The sequence below is a fragment of the Pseudomonas sp. yb_2 genome, from assembly GCF_043103905.1.
Classification (GTDB): Bacteria; Pseudomonadota; Gammaproteobacteria; order Pseudomonadales; family Pseudomonadaceae; genus Aquipseudomonas; species Aquipseudomonas alloputida.
This window is the reverse complement of sequence record NZ_JBICKH010000034.1, coordinates 56,235-75,596: the sequence shown is the minus strand read 5'-3', so window position 1 is coordinate 75,596 and position 19,362 is coordinate 56,235. Positions and strand designations below refer to the sequence as shown.

Below are 19,362 nucleotides of genomic sequence, written 5' to 3'. Positions count from 1 at the left end.
AGCCATGAAACGCAGCAAAGGCTTCACCCTGATCGAACTGCTGGTGGTGATGGCGATCATCGCCACGCTGATGACCATCGCCATGCCGCGCTACTTCAACAGCCTGGAAAGCTCGCGCGAGGCCACCCTGCGTCAGAGCCTGGCAGTGCTGCGCGAGGCGCTGGACCACTACTACGGTGATACCGGCCACTACCCCGATTCGCTGGAACAACTGGTGGAACAACGTTACCTGCGCAATACACCGGTCGACCCGATCACCGAGCGCAGCGATGCCTGGCAGCTGGTGCCGCCGCCCGAGGGTGTGGCGGGCGGCGTGGCCGACATCAAGAGCGGTGCCACAGGGAGGGCGCGTGATGGCAGCCTCTTCGCTGAATGGTAAGGCCAACGGCGGCTTTACATACCTGGGGGTGCTGCTGCTGATTGCGGTCAGCAGCGTGGCCCTGGCGGCCACCGGCACGATCTGGGCGAGCGCCGCCCAGCGCGACCGCGAACGCCAGTTGCTGTGGGTCGGCAGCCAGTATGCCCAAGCCTTGCGCAGCTACTACCGCGCCTCGCCAGGGCTGGCCCAGTACCCCCAGGATCTGGCCGACCTGCTACAGGACAACCGCTACCCGCAGGCCAAACGGCACATTCGCAGGCTTTACCCTGACCCGATCAGCAACAGCCACGAATGGGGCCTGCTGCGCTCGATCGACGGCCGTATCACCGGGGTGTACAGCCGCTCGGACGCCACCCCTTTCAAGCGCAGTGGCTTCAGCGCCGAATGGAGCGGGTTCGAGGGGATGGAGCACTACAGCGACTGGCAGTTCGTCGCCGAGCAGGCCTTTACCGAAAGTGCACGCGGTGTGCAGACGAATGCAGGCCCGGGAGACACGCCATGAAGCGCCTGGCTGCGCTGTGCCTGGGCCTGCTGCTGATGGCAGGGGTGACCACCTGCGCCAGGGCGGGTGCTGAAGACGAGATGCAGGGCTTTATCGTCGACAACACCATCTCGCACATCGGCCACGACTTTTACTACTACTTCGCCGACCGCCTGCGTGCCACCAGCCGTCTGGACTTCAACCTGGTGGTACGCGAACGCCCCGATGCCCGCTGGGGCAGCCTGGTGACGGTGGAGTTCGAGCGTGAAGTGGTGTACCGCCGCTTCCTGCCACCGAACACCACCGAGCTCAAAGACGAGGCCGTCGCCGCCGCCGACCTGGTCAAGCAGCAGATCATTCAACGCAAGCTGCAACGCCTGCTACAGGACACCACCGACTTGGAGAGGGACGAGCTATGAACCACCGCATTCCACGTTGCATTGCCGCCTGCCTGCTGGCCAGCGCCTGTGCTGCCCAGGCCACCGAGCTGGTGTACACCCCGGTCAACCCGGCCTTTGGCGGCAACCCGTTGAACGGCACCTGGCTGCTGAACAACGCCCAGGCGCAGAACGACTACGACGACCCGGACCTCAAGGACCGTGCCTCGGCCTTTACCGGCACCACGGCCCTTGAGCGCTTCAGCAACCAGCTGGAGTCGCGGATGTTGTCGCAGTTGCTGGACAACATCAGCAACGGCAACACCGGCAGCATGGCGACCGATGCGTTTCTCATCGACGTCATCGACGATTCCGGGGCCTTGAGCATCAAGGTCACCGATCGTGCCACAGGAGAAATTTCGATCATTGAGGTCAGCGGCCTGAACCCCTGAGAGGGAAGGGCTTTTATGTTGGGGAGAGAACACCATGAAACGTCTGCTGAGCACGCTGCTGATCCTCACCGCCCTGGGCCTGCAAGGTTGTGGCCTGCGCGAACCGATGCCCGCTGAACAGGACTCGGAAACCCCGACCCTGACCCCAAGGGCCTCGACCTACTACGACCTGATCAACATGCCACGCCCCAAAGGCCGGCTGATGGCCGTGGTGTACGGTTTCCGCGACCAGACCGGGCAGTACAAGCCCACCCCGGCCAGCTCGTTCTCCACCAGCGTCACCCAAGGTGCGGCCAGCATGTTGATGGACGCCCTGAGTGCCAGCGGCTGGTTCGTGGTGCTGGAGCGTGAAGGGCTGCAGAACCTGCTGACCGAGCGCAAGATCATCCGTGCATCGCAGAAAAAGCCGGATGTAGCGGAAAACATCATGGGCGAACTGCCCCCGTTGCAGGCCGCCAACCTGATGCTCGAAGGCGGCATCATCGCCTACGACACCAACGTGCGCAGCGGCGGCGAGGGCGCCCGCTACCTGGGCATCGACATCTCCCGCGAGTACCGGGTGGACCAGGTCACCGTCAACCTGCGCGCCGTGGACGTGCGCACCGGGCAAGTGCTGGCCAACGTGATGACCAGCAAGACCATCTACTCGGTGGGGCGCAGTGCCGGGGTGTTCAAGTTCATCGAGTTCAAGAAACTGCTGGAAGCCGAGGTGGGGTATACCACCAATGAACCGGCGCAGTTGTGCGTGCTGTCGGCGATCGAAGCGGCGGTGGGGCACTTGCTGGCGCAGGGGATCGAGCGGCGGTTGTGGCAGGTGGCGGGGGATCCAGCTGATGGCAAAGCCACGGTGGACAAGTTCTTGAGCCAGAATCAGCAGCCGTGATTGACTGTTAGGGAAGCTCTGATCAATTCAGCACAAGCCGCCTGACCTGTGCTGAATTTTCTTGAAAACATTGCGAATTTCAGGTTTCGGGCAACTTGATTGGAGTTTTCCTAAAGCATTTCGAGACTTTAGCTTATTCGATGCAGGCAATAGTATAAGCTACCGGCTAGGCGATCGGCTTTCATTGAGTTGGTGAGGTGTTGAAATGGGAAGAGTGCATGCTGTTTCTTAGTATTTTTACCTGCTCCTGATAGTTGCGCCCGTGAAGCGCACTTGGCCTGCTGATTAGAGTAGTGGAACCCACTGTAGGGGGCTCATATAGGTTACGGATCTCAAGCAATCCACGGTATAGTGGTATGATTTCAGGGTCTGTCGGTGGGGTGCCAAGAGATATCGCATTTCTAGCTTGGTCTCGTTGCTTTGAAGTCACTTTGTCGATGCCTGCTAATATTAAGCGGTCTCGGTGCTCCTTTATTACTAGATGGCTGAAATCTTTGCTTCTAGCCGAAATGAAAGCATCACGTGCCGACTCTCGGATCATGATATCTGTGTGTGGTCCCTTGAATATCTCGAGAGTCTCCATGGTATACAGGTTTGGCTTTTTGTTGTTTAATAGTTTTATGTAATCATCAAACATTAATTGGGATGACCGCAGGTTGGATGCTCTTAAATTTCCTGGCCTTGACGAAGGCGGTAATTTTTGCGCGGCCAGAATTTGTAGTGGCAGAACGCCGGAATGGCCACTTGGATCAACAAAGTTGATCGGATCTCCTTGGCAGTAGGCGTAGCTGTTGATGCCGCCTGATTGAAATGGACTTAAATTGTCCGGCGAACAAAAGCGCATCAAGCGCGGCTTGTATCCGCGCCGACCATTCCCGAGTAAATATCCATCGGATGTTTTATCGAACGGCTGATCGTTGAATGCGAGGGTTGAGTGGTTAGCCGCCATGTGCCAACCATAGGGGGTATAGCGTAGCATCGATCATTGCCCCTGGTTTATTTAATATTGTAGGTATATATAGATTAGTGAATAACGGGCCGCAATCGTTATTTTTAACAGTTGACATTTACTGTTGGGGTGTGTGGGCCCCCGGGTAAGTTTCGGCCATAACCCATTGAACTCGTGAAGCGCAATGCGTGCCCGCTATCCGATGCACGAATTGCCCACTCCAGTGAATCAAGGAGCGACACAATGACAAAAGGCTTACCTGATCCTCCTGTACGCGCCACCACGGCGGCCTCCAGTTTCTCCACCTGCGAATGCAGCCATCCACCGTTGTTCGCCGTTCGTTCCGGCGTGGATTACGAAGATGCGCTGGTGCACCTTTCCACGCTGCTGAAAGGGGCGTTTGCGACCAACCTCAAGGCGCTGGAACTGGCCAAGGGCACCTGCCGTGATCTGTTGTTGAGCAATGACCATGGGTTGGATTCGGCCAAGGCGGTGGTGGAGGCGTTGCTGGATGAGAGGCAGCAACTGGCTGGGCGGAAGGCGGCGTCGAGTGCCTGACGGGGCTTGGCTATTGGTGATATCGATCGATATCCCTGATTGACCTCGAGGGCCTCTTCGCGGGCTCGCCCGCTCCCACAGGTACAGCGCAGTCCTCAGGGTTGGTGCGAACCCTGGCAAGCCAGCTTCCACAGGGATTGCACCAGCTTCAAGTAACCTGGCCAGCTACACCCCAATCCATCCACTACCAGATGACGCCCAGCCATTTCTCCCGCACACTGCGGAAAATTCCCAAGCCCGTACCCCGTCACATTGCGGGGCACAGCCGGAGTAGAAAATGGCGCGACAACTTATAACAAACGCCCACGACTCGCTGCACGAATCCCGCGAGGCCCGCCTGAAGCTGGCCAGCGAAGGCGAACTACCGCTAGGGATGCTGCGCGACGAGATCGACGCCTCCTGGCGCCGCAGCCTGGGCCACGGCCTGGACTGCCTGCAGGGCGAACAGGTCGGCCTGGGCCTGGAACAGGGCCATGACCTGCGCCTGCTGCTGGAGCGCAACCGCCTGCTGATCGATGCCGTTACCCCCGAACTCGACTACCTGGTCGCGCGCCAGGGCAAGGCTGGCATCGTCATCCTCGGCGATGCCCAGGCCAACGTGCTGGCCATCGAAGGCCAGAAGCACGTGCTGCAACGCGAAGGCCTGCGCGATCTGCACCCGGGCAGTTGCTGGAGCGAATCGCTGCGCGGCACCAATGCCATCGGCACGGCTGTGGTCGAAGGCCGGCCGACGCTGATCAACTGCGGCGAACATTACCTTGACCGCCTCAGCCCGTTCTCCTGTACTTCCGTGCCACTGCGCGACCCGCGCGGCGAGGTGATCGGCGTGCTCGACATCACCCGCGAAGGGGTGATGGCGCAACCGCAGGATAGCCTGTCGACCCTGATGCTGGCGGCGGGCAACATTGAAAGCCGCCTGTTTGGCCTGTGCCACCCGGACCAGTTGGTGCTGGCCTTCCACAGCCGCCCGCAGTACCTCAACAGTGCCTGGCACGGCCTGTTGGCCCTGAGCCTGGACGGCGAAGTGCTGGCTGCCAACGACAGTGCCTGCCAGCTGTTGCAGGTGCCGCGTCACGAACTGATTGGGCGGCGTAGCACCGACCTGCTGGGCGAACGTTCCCCGGCCTTTATCGCTCGCCTGTGGCAGGGCGGGGTCAGCAGCGTGCAGACCGCCAAGGGCGAGTTCTATTTCCGTGCCCTACAGCTGCCGCGCCATGGCCGGGTAACCCCCAGCACACCATCCAGCAAGCCGGCCTTGAGCAAACAGTCGCCTGCACTCGATGCTCTGGCCGGAGGTGATCAACGCCTGGCGCGCAACCTGCGCATGGCTCGCCAGGGGCTGGGCAATGGTTTGCCAGTGCTGCTGCTGGGCGAAACCGGTACCGGCAAGGAAGTGGTCGCTCGGGCCTTGCACCAGGCCAGCCCGCGTGCCGACAAACCGTTTGTGGCGGTCAACTGCGCGGCCATTCCCGAAGGGCTGATCGAGTCCGAGCTGTTCGGCTACCGTGAGGGCGCCTTCACCGGTTCGCGCCGGGGCGGCATGGTCGGGCGGCTGATGCAGGCCCATGGTGGCACGCTGTTCCTCGACGAAATCGGCGACATGCCGCTCGCCCTGCAAGCACGCCTGTTGCGGGTACTGCAGGAGCGCCGCGTAGCACCCTTGGGGGCGGGTGACGAGCAGGACATCGACGTGGCGCTGATCTGCGCCACCCACCGCGACCTCAAGCGCCTGGTGCAGGAGCAGCACTTCCGTGAAGACCTGTTCTACCGGGTCAACGGTGTGTCGCTGCGCCTGCCGGCCCTGCGTGAACGCGACGACCTGGCGGCGATCATCCAGGGCCTGCTGGACAAGGCCGATGCGCGTGGCGTAACCCTCGACCCGGCGTTGACCGCGTTGCTCGAAGGCTTCGACTGGCCCGGCAACATCCGTCAGCTGGAAATGGTGGTACGCACCGCGCTGGCCATGCGCGAGGATGGCGAGCAGGTGCTGACCCTTGATCACCTTACTGACTGCCTGCTGGACGAACTGGCCAGCAGCGCAGCGCCCTCCGGCAGCCTCAAGGACAGTGAACTGGAACAGATCCGCGGTGCTCTGGCGCGCCACCAGGGCAACGTCTCGGCCGCCGCCGCGGCACTGGGTATCAGCCGGGCGACGCTGTACCGCAAGCTCAAGCAGTTGCGCGGCTGACGTGGGCGGCCTGTTCGCAAGGCTGGTGGATTCCAGCGACCCTGTACTCATGCGCCAGGCGTTGGCCTGGCTGTATGGTTTCGTGCGCCCCCATCGGCGTGCCATCGGCCTGTTGCTCAGCTTGTCGCTGGGTGCATCGCTGCTGGCGCTGGCGCAACCCTGGCTGGTCAAGACCCTGATCGATGAGGGGCTGCTGGCCAAGGATTACCAAACGCTTTGGCACATGGCGGCAATCATGATCGGCGCGGGCCTGCTGGGCACTGTGCTGGCTGGGGTCAACCGCTACCTGCATACGCGCTTGTCGGGGCGCATCCTGTTTGCCCTGCGTGACGACCTTTACCGCCATCTGCAGCAATTGTCACCGACCTTTTACGGGCGGCGGCGTATCGGCGACATTCTTTCGCGGCTGGATGGCGATGTGGCAGAGATCCAGCGCTTTGCCGTGGACTCGCTGTTCTCGGCGGTGTCGGCGCTGATCGGCCTGGTGGGCGCGGTGACGTTGATGCTGATGCTGTCGTGGCAGTTGTCGCTGTTGCTGGCGCTGCTGGTGCCGATCGAAGTGCTGTGGCTGCGCTGGATGCGGCGCAAGGTGGAGCGCGAAGTGCGCAACTTGCGTGAGCGCTCGGCGGATGTGTCGTCTTTCCTGGTCGAGACCCTGCCGGCGATGAAGTTCATTCAGGCGGCCGGCCAGCAAGGCCGGGAAGCAGGGCGCCTGGACCAGCTTGGGCAAGGTTACATGCGTCAGCTGCTGAAGGTGCAGGTGACCGAATTCTTCACCCAGGCCATCCCCGGCACGCTCACCTCGTGGTGCCGCGCCTGTGCGTTCCTGGTCGGTGGCTGGTGGGTGATCCAGGGTACCTGGCAGTTGGGCGCGTTGATCGCCTTTTCTACTTACATGGGCATGGCCGTGGGGCCGGTGCAGAGCCTGTTGGGCTTGTACGTGGCGGTGCAGCGCATGGCTGTCAGCCTGGGAAGGGTGATGGAATTGAAGCAGGAAGCGGTAGCAGTACATCAGACCGCCAACCCGCAGCCCATCCCCGATGGCCCCGGCGAGTTGCGCCTGGAGGCGCTGAGCTTTGCCCATGAGGGGCGTCAGGGTGCGGTACTGAACAACGTGCAGGTGAGCATCCCGGGTGGCGTGAAAGTCGCCATCAGCGGTGCCTCCGGGGTGGGCAAGTCAACCCTGATCGACCTGCTTCAGCGCTTCTACGACCCGGACGCCGGGCGCATCCTGCTGGACGGCGTCGACCTGCGCGACCTTGACCTGGCTGCGCTGCGCAGGCGAATCGCCGTGGTCAGCCAGGACATCGTGCTGTTCCGTGGCACCCTGGCGCAGAACCTGGCTTATGGCGTGCCCGAGGCCAGCCGTGATGAACTGGAACGGGTAGTGCGCCTGGCGCGGCTGGACAGCCTGGTCGACAGCCTGCCGTTGGGCCTGGATGGCTTGCTGGGCGAGCGCGGCCAGCAGTTGTCCGGGGGCCAGAAACAACGCATCGCCATTGCTCGTGCAGTGTTGCAGGCCCCGGCGATTCTGGTGCTGGACGAGGCCACTTCGGCGGTGGATGAGGCCACCGAACGTGAAGTGATCGCGGCCATCGACCAGCTGTTCGCCGGCCGCACGCGCATCCTGATCAGCCACCGGGCTTCGACCCTGGCCGATGCCGACCTGCAGCTGCAACTGCATGACGGCCAGTTGCAGGTACTGGCGCAGGAGGTGATCAAACATGGGCACTGACGTGCGCGTTGGCATCATCGACAGCGGCTGCTCGCCGGAGCAGGCCAACGGCTTGCTGGACGCCCGCCGTTTCTGGCTGGAAGACGGCCAGTTGCGCGAAGGTGAAATGCTCCCCGACCAACTTGGGCACGGCAGTGCGGTGCTCGCCAGCTTGCAACACCAGGCCGGTCCTGTGTCGGTGCTGGTGGCCCAGGTGTTCAGTGCCCAGGCCAGCACCAGTGCGTTGCAGGTGGCTGCCGCATTGCTGTGGCTGGTGGAGTCGGGAGCCACGCTGGTCAACCTCAGCCTGGGCTTGCAGCAGGACCGGCCCGTGCTGCACCAGGCCTGTGCCGAGGCTTTGGCCGCAGGTGTGCTGTTGTGTGCATCCAGCCCGGCGCAGGGTGGGCCGGTGTTCCCGGCCAGCTACCCAGGCGTCATTCGGGTCACCGGCGATGCCCGCTGTGCACCGGGCCAGTGGTCGTGGCTGGGTACGCGACAGGCGGATTTTGGCGCTTACGTGGGCGCGGGTGAGCGGGCGGGTGCGAGCCTGGGTTGTGCGGCGTTGAGCGGGAAGATTGCCGCCTTGCTGCGTGATGCCCAGGGGATGGACCGCCAGCAGGTGCATGACTGGTTGCGTGAGCATGCGGCCTTCAAAGGGCCCGAGCGACGAGGAGCCCGCCATGGCTGAGCTGCGCATCGTGGTGCTGGGCGCCGGCCCTGCGGGTGCCGCCACGGCCATTGGCTTGCGGCGGCTGGGTTACTCCGTGACAGTGGTGTCGGAGTGGCGCCGTTTCGCGGCAGTTGAAGGCGTTTCGCAGCGGGTGCTGGAGGGCTTGCGTCATGCAGGCCTTGGCGGGGCCTTGAGCCAGGCGGCCATGCCGGCCACCCGCCAGGTGCACTGGAACGGCCAGCACCTGCAGATGAACCAGGAGTTTTTGCTCGACCGGCAACGTTTTGACCAAGCGCTGCGCGAAGACCTTCAGCGCGCAGGCGTGAGTGTGGTCGAGGGGCGGGTGCGTGAGGTCGTGCAGGGGGGCGGTCATCATGTGCGCCTGGACGATGGGCAGGTGCTGACCGCTGATTTCCTGGTCGAGGCCCGAGGCCGTCAGGCACCCCTGGCCGCAGACCGCCTGCGTGGGCCGGAAACGGTCAGCCTGCTCAATGTCTGGCAGGGTAGCCCCGGTGCGCCTGCGTCGGCGGTGGAGAGCCTGGAAGATGGCTGGGCGTGGATGGCACGGCTGGAAGATGGCCGCTGTTACTGGCAAGTCACCCAGGAGGCTGCCGGGCTGCCGGGGAAAGCTGGGTTGGCAGCTTACTGCGTGACGTTGCGGGGCCGCAGCGCGTTGGTCGCCGAACTGTTCGACGATCAGGCATTGATACCGGCACAGGTGCATGCACGCAGCAGTACCGCCATTCTGGCGGGTGAATGTGTCGGGCAGGACTGGATCCGGGTGGGGGATGCCGCCATGGCCGTTGACCCGCTGTCGGGCAACGGGATTTTTCAGTCGCTCTCTTCGGCATTGCAGGCGCCTGTGGTGATCAATACGTTGCTGCGCAGGCCTGAGCGGGCCGAGCTGGCGCGGCAGTTTCACCAGCAGCGGGTCGAGCAGCTGTTCTTGCGTTTTGCCCGCATTGGCCGGGATTTCTATGCCCAGGAACAAAGCCGGGTGGGGCAACCGTTCTGGGCCCGGCGCCAGGGTTGGCCGGATGCGCAACCCCTGCATGAGGCGCCTGATTGGCAAGCGGTGCGGGTTGAGCGGCGGCCTGTACTGCGTGATGGGCTGGTGGATGCGGCCGAGGTGGTGGTGACAGCGGATCAGCCGTTGGGGGTGTGGCATTTGCAGGGGGTGGAACTGGCGCCGGTGGTGCGACAAATACGCAGTGGGCGGCCTGTTGAGGCGGTATTGTCGGGGCTTGCGGGTGAACAGCAGAGGAGCGTGCGGCGGTGGCTAAGGGAGCAGGGGTTGGCTTGGTTTGAGACCAGGAGGCGGTAAATCAGCCCTACTGGACACCGCACTTGAGGTCTGGGTCATGGGGGGGCACGTTCACTCTTACAGCCGTCTGATGTTATTGCTTAATGAGTAATTATCCCTGGGATGAAGAGCTAAGGCCTCCGTATTGCCTGGAGAAATTGTCACCGGATGGTAGAGAAATTTCTTATGGTTTTCTGAGCCTGGCTTGAAAGTGTTGGACTCGACAATTTCGATTGCATAGCGGTCAGGGGTATACACCTCACGGACGTGTACGGGGCCCTGATATCCCGTCACAGATGATTGAGTCTTGTTCATGAGTTGTTCCATCATCGAAAGTCCACCGCCATGAGGACGGTTTGCAGAGTAACAGGAGATTAGATGGATGGGTTGTTGGGAAGCATCGATGCCCAGCTCATCGTTGAGGGCCGCTAGCATCTTGGTACCCGATATCAGGTTACCCCGACTCATCTGAATTTTTCCTGGTGCTCCATGCCCGTAGATGTTCAAGACGAGCCCGGTGGGACTTGACAAGTCCGAGGTCCAGAAAACTGCAAGATCATCCAACCTCGCAGCCCAGCCTTCATAGCTAAAGGCTATTTTTCCGATACCGATGGGTTGATGCCCAGAAGGGTCTCGTAAGTTTATGGGGTCGCCCAACACGTAGGTATAGGCATTAATTCCACCCCGATCGAATGGAGCATCATGATCGGGACTTTGGAATCGCATAATAACCGGATTGTATAGCCTGTAGCCGTTGCCCAGAAGATAATTTCCCGTAAGTGTATCGCGGTATTCTCCTTTGAATCCGAAATGGATGGGGTTTTTCAGTCCGTCATGGCCATAAGGGGAATAGGCGATAGCTCTGCGTTCATGTTCAAAAACGGAGTTGGCCACGTCTGTTGGCATTAACGATGTACGCGGCAGCAAACCTGATTGCTGCAGTGCGAGCAGTTGCTCGCCCTGGCGAAAAGCTGTACGGGCAGTGGTTTTCTCGATGCAGCTATGTTGATGTGCGCCTTGATAAAAAAATCTCATGTCAATCTCCGGTTCTCTCAGAAAATCATCCATGGAAGATGAATGATGTGCAGCTTGAGAGACAAGAAGCTACTGGCAAAATTGACAGGGTCTATGGAGGCATTGCCTGCTGAAGCTCAGACCCCACTCGTTCGTGGCTCGATCAATACATTCACCCGTTGATTGTCGATTGTTAAATTGCTACCTACATTGCCCGAAGATCTTAAAGTCTGGACGCGACAGGGCGGACCACGAGCGTATTAACCAATGTATGGGGGGCTTCCTCGCGGTGTGCCGGTCAGGTACTGCAGGATGAAAAGTATGAGCAAAAAATCGGCGAGCCATTACGCTTGAACGCCTGGTTTGGCAGATGTGCTGATGGGCCGCAAAGCGGCCCGGGATTTCTAATCAGAAAAAGGTCCCGACAATCAACTGCAGGTAAGTCCCGGTATCCCGCCCACCCAGCTGCGTACCGCCATTGGCCGCACTGCGCTCCGGTTTGTAGAACCCCACCACCGGGCTGATCAGCAGGTGGTCGTTGACCATCCATTCCACATACAGGTCCAACTCGCGCCCGCCAAGGTTGCCCTGGTCGGTGTCCAGCGTGTCGAAGTCGAAGTACAGCGCGCCGACGGTCAGGTTGTCCCGTGGCTTGCCCTTCAGCGCTACATGGTGCACCTGGCTGTTCTTGTTGAACGGCCCGGCATAGTTGGCTGCCACTTCACCCTGGAACCAGGTTCCGTAGCCCCGGCTCAGGCCATAGAACAGCGGGTCGAAGCCTTCGGAGAAGCGGCTGTAGCGGTAGGTGGCGGTGGGTGACCAGGGCAGTTGGGAGAAGGTCCAGTTGCCCTCCAGGTACCAGGCATTCTCGCGCCCGTCGGTCTTGTCCTGAGTCACGTACTCGGCGGCCAGCTCCAGGTCTTTGACGCCCAGGTTGCCGCGCCCGCGCAGGCTGGCGGTGTCCATGCCGTCGCGGTGTTCCAGGCCCATGATCTGCGCGTAGCGCTGGTCCACGTCGAGGCCGCGGATCCAGCTCAGGCCGACGGTGCCGGTATCGGCGACGTGCTCCAGGTTGGCTACCGCCAGGGAAGTGTCGGCCTGGTAATGGTTGTCGGACTTCAACCACATCAGGTCACCGCGCCAGCCCTGGTTGCCGCCCAGGCGCAGCACGGCGGTGCGGTCGAAGGCCTTGCGCGCGGCCAGGTAGTAGGCACCGCCGCGGTCGAAGTTGGCCCCCAGGTCGACCTTGCCCAGGTTGACCGGGTCACCCTGAATCAGGAAACCATCACCCAGGGTGACGACCTGGCGGCCACCGGAAATGTCCACGCCATCTTCACCCAGCGCCGGGAACAGGTTGGCCGAGCGCCAGCCCAGGTACAGGTCTTCGATGGCGGTGCGGCGTTCGTCACCCAGGGTCAGGCCGGCGGCGTCGCCATCGCCCCAGGTGGCGGAACTGAGCAGGCTGAAGGCGCCGTAGAGGGTGCCGCTATTGGCCAGGGTCTGGCTGCCGCTGAGGCCGTATTTTACGTAGCCTTCCTGCCAGGCGGTGCTGCCGGGTTGGCGGTTGCCAGCCTGGTTGAAGCTTTCGTCGCTGTGGAAGACGCCGAACAGGGCTTCGAGGTCGGCGTTGAGGGTGGTGCCATCGTGGTTGTACAGCTCGTAGGCTTGGCTGGCGGGGGCGGTTAACAGCAGGGCCAATGTGCAGGCGAGTGTGTGCCTCATGGGGTTGCTCCATGGTTTTTATTGTTGTTTTTTTGTTGCCTGTGCCGGCCTCTTCGCGGGTGAACCCGCTCCTACAGGGCATGTGATACCTGGTGTAGGAGCGGGTTTACCCGCGAAGAGGCCGGTACAGGAAAAAGGATCAGAGCTTGATCAACACCGATTTCAGCTCCGTGTAATGCTCGATGGCCGCTGAACCCATCTCACGACCAACGCCAGACATCTTGTAGCCACCAAACGGCAGCGCCGGGTCCAGCGCGCTGTGGCAGTTGACCCACACCGAGCCGGACTTGATGCGCGGGATCATGCGGTGCACGGCGGCCAGGTCGTTGGACCAGATGCTTGCACCCAGGCCATAGGGGTTGTCGTTGGCCATGCCGATCACTTCGTCGATGTCATCGAATGGCATCGCCACCAGCACCGGCCCGAAGATTTCTTCCTGCACCAGGCGGTGACGCTGGTCCACATCGACAATCACCGTCGGCTTGACGAAGTAACCAGGCCCGAAACCTTCACCCCCGCAGGCGATGGTGGCGCCCAGTTCGCGGCCTAGCTCGATGTAGCCGGTGACGCGGTCCTGCTGCTTGGCTGAAATCAGCGGGCCCATCTGCACCGCCGGGTCCAGCCCGTTGCCCAGCTTCATGGCATTGGCAATCCCGGCGATGTCGGCCACCACATTGTCGAAGTGCTTGCGGTGCACATACAGCCGCGAGCCTGCGCAGCACACCTGGCCCTGGTTGAAGAAGATGGCCGTGGCCGCACCGGCTGCGGCTTCCTGCAGGTTGGCGTCGGGCATGACGATGGTCGGCGACTTGCCGCCCAGTTCCAGGGTGACGCGGGTCATGTTGTCCATGGCCGCCTTGCCGATCAGCTTGCCGACCTCGGTGGAGCCGGTGAAGGTCAGTTTGTCTACGCCGGGGTGGCGGCTGAGCGCGGCGCCGGCGTTCAGGCCGGTACCGGTAACCACGTTGAACACGCCGGCCGGGTAGCCGGCCTCGTCGACCAGCTCGGCCAGCTTGAGCACGCTCAGTGGGGTTTCATCGGCAGGCTTGAGCACCACGGTGCAGCCGGTGGCCAGTGCCGGGCCGAGCTTCCAGCAGGCCAGCAGCAGTGGGAAGTTCCAGGCAACGATGGCGCCAACCACGCCCACTGCCTCGCGACGCACGAAGCCGTGGAACTGGTCGTTGGGCATCAGCGGCATGGACGCTTCGACGGTGCTACCCTCGATCTTGGTGGCCCAGCCCGCCATATAGCGCAGGAAGTCGATGGCCAGTTGCACGTCCATCACCTGGGCCACGGCGGCGCTCTTGCCATTGTTCAGGCATTCCAGTTCGGCCAGCTGGCGCGCATCGCGCTCCATCAGGTCGGCCAGGCGCCACAGCAGGTTCTGCCGCTCGCGAGGGCGCATGCGGCTCCAGGGCGAGTCGTCGAAGGCCTGGCGCGCAGCGCGCACGGCGCGGTCGACATCTTCGGCCTCGGCGGCCGGCACTTCACCCAGCACCTCACCGGTGGCCGGGTTGCGGAACGACAGGGTGCGACCGCTGGCGGCGTCCTGCCAGTAGGCACCGATGCGCATCTTCAGCTTGCGTTCGAGAAAGGCGCGGGTGGCGGGCAGGATGGGCAGTTCGGAAAGCATGGGGCTGTGCCTCTTGTCATTGGATGTGACGGGCACTGGCGCAATGGCCGTGCCAACCTGGGCAGATGGCGGCAAAGCGTTGTGGGCGTTGGGTTTTGCCTGAGCGCAAGGCTGTGATTGCCGGGTTGCGCTGTTGCACATTGAGACGCTGTGAGACGGTGGTGAAACAGTGCCTGTTCGGCCTCTTCGCGGGCCCTGTCTCAACATGAAACACCCTGTCGCGAAATGGCACGCTGCAAATGGCCATCCCGGCTCCTGGCCAAGCCCCGAAAACCGCTTAACAGGTTGAAAGGAAACGCTTTTACCCTAACTGGCACAGTTCCTGTATCACAACCGTCACATGCACACCTGCTGTACCAAAGCGTGCGAAAACGATAAGAACAACAACCGTGGAGGTCTGACCTTGAAGACGACTCGACTCCGGCGGCATGCGGGCAAACTGGCGCTGGTCGCCGCCGCGCTGCTGAGCACCCAGGCCATGGCGGCCGAGCAGGGCCCGAGCCTGTTGCAGAACAAGTGCATGGGGTGCCATATCCCCGAAGGCAACGACACCTATAGCCGCATCAGCCACCAGCGCAAGACACCGGAAGGCTGGCTGATGAGCATCGCCCGCATGCAGGTGATGCATGGCCTTCAGATCAGCGACGACGATCGTCGCACGCTGGTCAAATACCTGGCCGACAAACAGGGCCTGGCGCCCAGCGAAACCGATGGCGTGCGCTACGCCATGGAGCGTCGGCTCAATACTGTCGAGCACTTCGACACCCAGCTCAGCGAGACCTGTGGCCGTTGCCACTCGGGTGCCCGTGTCGCCTTGCAACGGCGCCCGGCCAAGGAGTGGGAACACCTGGTCCACTTCCACCTTGGCCAATGGCCGTCCCTTGAATACCAGGCCCAGGCGCGTGACCGCGACTGGCTGCCGATCGCCCTGCAGCAAGTGGTGCCGGACCTTGCCAAGCGCTTCCCGATGGATAGCGCGGCCTGGGACGAATGGCAGAAGGCCAAACCCAAGGCGGACGTACTGCCGGGGAAGTGGGCATTCAGCGGCCATATGCTGGCCAAGGGCGATGTACGTGGGGTGATGAGCGTCACGGCCGGAGAGGGCGATACCTTCAAGGTCGAGGTCAAGGGCGCTTACGCCGACGGTACACCGTTCAACGGCAGCGGCTCGGCCATCCTGTACAACGGTTATGAATGGCGGGGCAATGTGAAGGTTGGCGATGCCAACCTGCGCCAGGTGTTCGCCGCGCTGGATGGCGAGATGAAAGGCCGTATGTTCGAAGCCGATCACGATGAGCGCGGCCTGGATTTCAGCGCCGTAAAAGAAGGCAAGGCGCAGTTGCTGGCGGTACAACCGGCGTTCATCAAGGCTGGAGGCGAAAGCGAAATCACCCTGGTTGGCAGCGGCCTGACTGGCAAGCCGGAACTGGGTGCCGGGGTGGAAGTGACCGACGTGCTGGAGCAGACCCCGACCCTGGTAAGGGTCAAGGCCCGCGCCGCGTCCGATGCCAGGCCAGGGCTGCGCGAGGTGGCGGTAGGTGCGCTCAAGGGCGTGAACCTGGCGGTTTACGACAAGGTCGACGAAGTGAAGGTCGTGCCGGCGTTCTCCATCGCGCGCATTGGCGAGAACGGTGCCTCCGTGCCGAAAGTGCAGGGGCGTTTCGAGGCCGAAGCCTGGGGCAAGGATGCCAATGGCCAGCCGCTGCGTATCGGCTACCTGCCGGCCAGCTGGAAGGTCGAGCCGTTCAACGAGCGTGCTGTCGAGGATGAAGACGTCAAGTTCGCCGGGCAGATGCAGGCCGACGGTGTGTTCGTGCCAGGCGGTGCCGGGCCCAACCCTGAGCGCAAGATGATGACCAACAACGCCGGTAACCTGAAGGTCATCGCCACGCTGGCCGACGGTGGCCAGACCGGCGAAGGGCACATGATCGTCACCGTACAGCGCTGGAACAACCCGCCGCTGCCGTAACGGCAGGCTGCAACGGTTTTCCAACGGATCGATTATCGGGAGGTCGCCATGGGCGTACTACTGAACCTGGTCGAACGCAACCTGCACGAAGTACAGGTTGATGCCGACCGCATGCTGTTCCATATCCCCAGCAGTTCGCTGTTCACCGCTGACGCGGTGACCGGCGGCATCATCGACACCTTGCGCCAGCAAGGCTGCTCGGCCGAGGAGCTGATGCAGCGCCTTGGCCAGCAGTTTGCCGGCGAGGATATCCAGGACACCCTGCGCGAACTGATCGCGCTGGAACTGGTCAGCGACGGCTCGCCGCTGACCCCGGAAATCGCCCTCAGGCAAGTCGAGCGCACCGCGCTCAACACCGTGGTGCTCAACGTCAACACCGGTTGCAACCTCAGCTGCACCTATTGCTACAAGGAAGACCTGGACAAGCCTTCCGCCGGCAAGAAGATGAGTACCACCACCGCCGAAGCCTCGGTGGAGATGCTGCTCAAGGAATCACCCAACGAGCAGCGCTACAGCGTGGTGTTCTTCGGTGGCGAACCGCTGTCCAACCGGCCGTTGATCGAGCACATGGTGGCTTACTGCGAGCGGCGGTTCGCCGAGGCGGGCAAGCAGGTGGAGTTCATCATGACCACCAACGCTACCTTGCTGACCGAAGAAATCATCGATTGGCTCAACGCCCACCGCTTTGGCCTGTCGATCAGCATCGATGGCCCCAAGACCGTGCACGACCGCAACCGTATCACCGTGGGCGGGCAGGGCACCTATGACGTGGTGCGGCGCAAGGCCGACCTGCTGCTGTCGCGCTACACCAGCCGGCCGGTGGGGGCGCGGGTCACGCTGACCCGTGGCATTACCGACGTTGAAACCATCTGGAACCACCTGTTCAACGAAATGGGTTTCGCCGAGGTCGGCTTTGCCCCGGTTACCTCTGGCGACATGGCCGACTTCAACCTCACTGGCGAAGAGCTGGTGCAGGTCTTCGCCAACATGAAGGCACTCGGCCGGCGCTACCTGGAGGCGGCACTGGAGCACCGCAACATCGGCTTCTCCAACCTGCACCAGTTGATCACCGACATCCACGAAGGCCACAAGAAGGCCCTGCCGTGTGGCGCCGGGTTGAAGATGCTGGCGGTGGACCACGAAGGTGAGCTGAACCTGTGCCACCGCTTCACCGGCTCCAGCCTGCCCACCTTCGGTAACGTGCACCAGGGCGTGAAGCAGGCGCAGCTCAACGACTTCCTGTCGCAGCGCCTGGACCGCAGCAACACCGGCTGTGAAAGCTGCCGTATTCGCAACCTGTGCTCCGGCGGCTGCTACCACGAAAGCTATGCGCGCTACGGCGACCCGCAGCACCCGACTTACCACTACTGCGAACTGATGCGCGACTGGGTGGACTTCGGCATTGAAGTCTACAGCCGCATCATGGCCGTCAACCCGGCCTTCATCGATCGCTACATCACCCCGCGGAAGGCGCATTGACATGAAGCACTTGAAGCCCCTGAACAACAAGGCGCGCATCCTGGAGCAGGCCGCCGCCGAAGACCGTGTCGAAGAAGTGCTGGCAATGAGCGCGGTGGCAGGCTGCACGGCCACTACCGACCCGGGCTGGGAGGTGGACGCCTTTGGCGGCGTGAGCTCGCTGTGCCAGCCGATGGAGGCTGACCTTTATGGTTGTTCCGACCCTTGCTGGTGGCCGGCCCAGGTGCCGGACATGATGAGCACCTACCAGGACTGGAACGCCCAGGCGTCCAATTCGGCAGAGGACTGGCGCAACCTCGGCACCGTGTTCCCGAAAGACAAGTGACGGCCCAACAAGAATGACAAGGGGAAACCGCATGAAAGCTGGACGCTGCGCGCCATTGGCGCTCACCATCGCCGCCATGGCTTGTGCCGGGCTGGCACAGGCCGACGATACTGGCCCGGCACTCAAGGCTGGCCACGAATACATGATCGTGACCAACTACCCGAACAACCTGCATGTGGTCGATGTGGCCAGTGACACGGTCTACAAGAGCTGCCGGATGCCCGACAAGTTCGGCCCTGGCACCGCAATGATGGCGCCGGACAACCGCACCGCCTACGTGCTCAACAACCATTACGGCGACATTTACGGCATCGACCTGGACACCTGCAAGAACACCTTCCACGCCAACCTGTCCAGCGTAGCCGGTGAAGTCGGCCGGTCGATCTATTCGTTCGCCATCAGCCCAGACGGCAAAGAGGTGTATGCCACGGTCAACCCGACCCAGAGGCTGAACGACCATTACGTGGTCAAACCACCGCGGCTGGAGGTGTTCAGCACCGCTGATGGCCTTCAGGCCAAGCCCGTACGCACCTTCCCGATGCCGCGCCAGGTGTACCTGATGCGCGCCTCCGACGATGGCAGCCTGTACGTTGCCGGGCCGGACATTTACAAGATGGACTTGAAGACCGGCAAATACTCGGTAGCCCTGCCGCTGCGCAACTGGAACCGCAAAGGCTACAGCGCCCCGGACGTGCTGTACTTCTGGCCGCACCAGAGCCCGCGCCATGAGTTCACCATGCTGTACACCATTGCCAGGTTCAAGGATGACAAGCAGGACCCGGCCACCGCCGAACCGCTGTATGGCTACCTGAGCATCGACCTGAAGACCGGCAAGACCCACACCCAGGAGTTCGCCGACCTGACCGAGCTGTACTTCACCGGCCTGCGCTCGCCCAAAGACCCGAACCAGATCTACGGCGTGCTCAACCGCCTGGCCAAGTACGACATCAAACAGCGCAAGCTGATCAAGGCGGCTAATCTGGAGCACACCTACTACTGCGTGACGTTCGACAAGAAGGGCGACAAGCTTTACCTGGGCGGCACCTTCAATGACCTGGCGGTGTTCAACCCGGATACGCTGGAAAAGGTGAAGAACATCAAGTTGCCGGGTGGTGACATGTCTACCACGACGCCGCAGGTGTTCGTTCGCTAAACCGGTGTGTGCTTCTTCGCGGGTAAACCCGCGCCGACGAAAACCTCCACAGGCCCCAAATGTGGCGCCTCCTGTGTAGGAGCGGGTTCACCCGCGAAGAGGCCAGCACAGAA

The 19,362-nt window shown here is 62.2% G+C and carries 18 protein-coding genes; 14 read left to right on the top strand and 4 right to left on the bottom strand.

Annotation, left to right across the window (positions count from 1 at the left end; all coding sequences use genetic code 11):
• Nucleotides 1-4: 4 nt before the first annotated feature.
• The 5 genes from ACF8FB_RS08375 to ACF8FB_RS08355 are packed head-to-tail and all read left to right on the top strand — an operon-like array spanning nt 5 to nt 2,572.
• Nucleotides 5-379: a type II secretion system protein gene (locus tag ACF8FB_RS08375; protein ID WP_003247965.1), complete on the top strand. Its 375-nt coding sequence runs from the start codon at nt 5-7 to the stop codon at nt 377-379.
• Entirely contained in the window at nt 354-881 is a 528-nt protein-coding gene (locus ACF8FB_RS08370; protein ID WP_020191115.1) for a type II secretion system protein, read from the top strand. Before ACF8FB_RS08375 ends, ACF8FB_RS08370 begins: the two co-directional genes overlap by 26 nt.
• Nucleotides 878-1,279, top strand: a complete 402-nt coding sequence (csgE, locus tag ACF8FB_RS08365; RefSeq protein WP_010954337.1) for a curli production assembly/transport protein CsgE — start codon at nt 878-880, stop codon at nt 1,277-1,279. The genes ACF8FB_RS08370 and csgE overlap by 4 nt, the downstream gene beginning before the upstream one ends.
• Nucleotides 1,276-1,689: a curli assembly protein CsgF gene (locus ACF8FB_RS08360; RefSeq protein WP_003247970.1), complete on the top strand. Its 414-nt coding sequence runs from the start codon at nt 1,276-1,278 to the stop codon at nt 1,687-1,689. The genes csgE and ACF8FB_RS08360 overlap by 4 nt, the downstream gene beginning before the upstream one ends.
• A gap of 34 nt (nt 1,690-1,723) precedes the next feature.
• Nucleotides 1,724-2,572, top strand: a complete 849-nt coding sequence (locus tag ACF8FB_RS08355; protein WP_010954336.1) for a CsgG/HfaB family protein — start codon at nt 1,724-1,726, stop codon at nt 2,570-2,572.
• Between the two features lie 181 nt (nt 2,573-2,753).
• Here ACF8FB_RS08355 and ACF8FB_RS08350 read toward each other — a convergent pair whose 3' ends face one another.
• Nucleotides 2,754-3,551 carry an RHS repeat-associated core domain-containing protein gene (locus ACF8FB_RS08350; protein WP_392511198.1) on the bottom strand — a complete coding sequence of 266 codons (798 nt, stop codon included), beginning with the start codon at nt 3,549-3,551 and terminating at the stop codon, nt 2,754-2,756.
• A 297-nt stretch (nt 3,552-3,848) separates the two neighbouring features.
• On the opposite strand from ACF8FB_RS08350, the gene ACF8FB_RS08345 reads away from it, so the two are divergent.
• From ACF8FB_RS08345 to ACF8FB_RS08325, 5 genes are all read left to right on the top strand, one after another.
• Entirely contained in the window at nt 3,849-4,079 is a 231-nt protein-coding gene (locus tag ACF8FB_RS08345) for a hypothetical protein (RefSeq protein WP_049587726.1), read from the top strand.
• A gap of 277 nt (nt 4,080-4,356) precedes the next feature.
• Nucleotides 4,357-6,267: a sigma-54-dependent Fis family transcriptional regulator gene (locus ACF8FB_RS08340; protein ID WP_392511197.1), complete on the top strand. Its 1,911-nt coding sequence runs from the start codon at nt 4,357-4,359 to the stop codon at nt 6,265-6,267.
• A 1-nt stretch (nt 6,268) separates the two neighbouring features.
• Nucleotides 6,269-8,002 (top strand): ABC transporter ATP-binding protein, encoded by a 1,734-nt coding sequence (locus ACF8FB_RS08335; RefSeq protein WP_392511196.1) that lies wholly within the window; start codon nt 6,269-6,271, stop codon nt 8,000-8,002.
• Entirely contained in the window at nt 7,992-8,669 is a 678-nt protein-coding gene (locus ACF8FB_RS08330) for a S8 family serine peptidase (protein WP_049587702.1), read from the top strand. The genes ACF8FB_RS08335 and ACF8FB_RS08330 overlap by 11 nt, the downstream gene beginning before the upstream one ends.
• On the top strand, nt 8,662-9,975 hold the full coding sequence (locus ACF8FB_RS08325) for an NAD(P)/FAD-dependent oxidoreductase (protein ID WP_392509745.1): 1,314 nt from the start codon (nt 8,662-8,664) through the stop codon (nt 9,973-9,975). Before ACF8FB_RS08330 ends, ACF8FB_RS08325 begins: the two co-directional genes overlap by 8 nt.
• 57 nt (nt 9,976-10,032) lie before the next feature.
• Here ACF8FB_RS08325 and ACF8FB_RS08320 read toward each other — a convergent pair whose 3' ends face one another.
• The 3 genes from ACF8FB_RS08320 to ACF8FB_RS08310 all read right to left on the bottom strand — a co-directional run bounded on the left by ACF8FB_RS08320 (nt 10,033) and on the right by ACF8FB_RS08310 (nt 14,323).
• Complete coding sequence (locus tag ACF8FB_RS08320) at nt 10,033-10,989, bottom strand: RHS repeat-associated core domain-containing protein (RefSeq protein WP_060544951.1); 957 nt, start codon at nt 10,987-10,989, stop codon at nt 10,033-10,035.
• Nucleotides 10,990-11,376: 387 nt separating this feature from the next.
• A complete protein-coding gene (locus tag ACF8FB_RS08315; RefSeq protein ID WP_392511195.1) occupies nt 11,377-12,690 on the bottom strand; it encodes a hypothetical protein in 1,314 nt (437 codons plus the stop codon).
• A gap of 139 nt (nt 12,691-12,829) precedes the next feature.
• Complete coding sequence (locus tag ACF8FB_RS08310; RefSeq protein WP_392511194.1) at nt 12,830-14,323, bottom strand: aldehyde dehydrogenase family protein; 1,494 nt, start codon at nt 14,321-14,323, stop codon at nt 12,830-12,832.
• Nucleotides 14,324-14,726: 403 nt separating this feature from the next.
• On the opposite strand from ACF8FB_RS08310, the gene peaA reads away from it, so the two are divergent.
• The 4 genes from peaA to peaD are packed head-to-tail and all read left to right on the top strand — an operon-like array spanning nt 14,727 to nt 19,249.
• Entirely contained in the window at nt 14,727-16,292 is a 1,566-nt protein-coding gene (gene peaA / locus ACF8FB_RS08305) for a quinohemoprotein amine dehydrogenase subunit alpha (protein WP_392511193.1), read from the top strand.
• A gap of 48 nt (nt 16,293-16,340) precedes the next feature.
• Nucleotides 16,341-17,771: a quinohemoprotein amine dehydrogenase maturation protein gene (peaB, locus tag ACF8FB_RS08300; RefSeq protein ID WP_010954326.1), complete on the top strand. Its 1,431-nt coding sequence runs from the start codon at nt 16,341-16,343 to the stop codon at nt 17,769-17,771.
• Between the two features lies 1 nt (nt 17,772).
• Nucleotides 17,773-18,096, top strand: a complete 324-nt coding sequence (qhpC, locus tag ACF8FB_RS08295; RefSeq protein WP_392511192.1) for a quinohemoprotein amine dehydrogenase subunit gamma — start codon at nt 17,773-17,775, stop codon at nt 18,094-18,096.
• Between the two features lie 31 nt (nt 18,097-18,127).
• The gene (peaD, locus tag ACF8FB_RS08290; RefSeq protein WP_392511191.1) at nt 18,128-19,249 is read left to right on the top strand and encodes a quinohemoprotein amine dehydrogenase subunit beta; all 1,122 of its coding nucleotides are present in this window, start codon (nt 18,128-18,130) and stop codon (nt 19,247-19,249) included.
• Nucleotides 19,250-19,362: the final 113 nt, after the last annotated feature.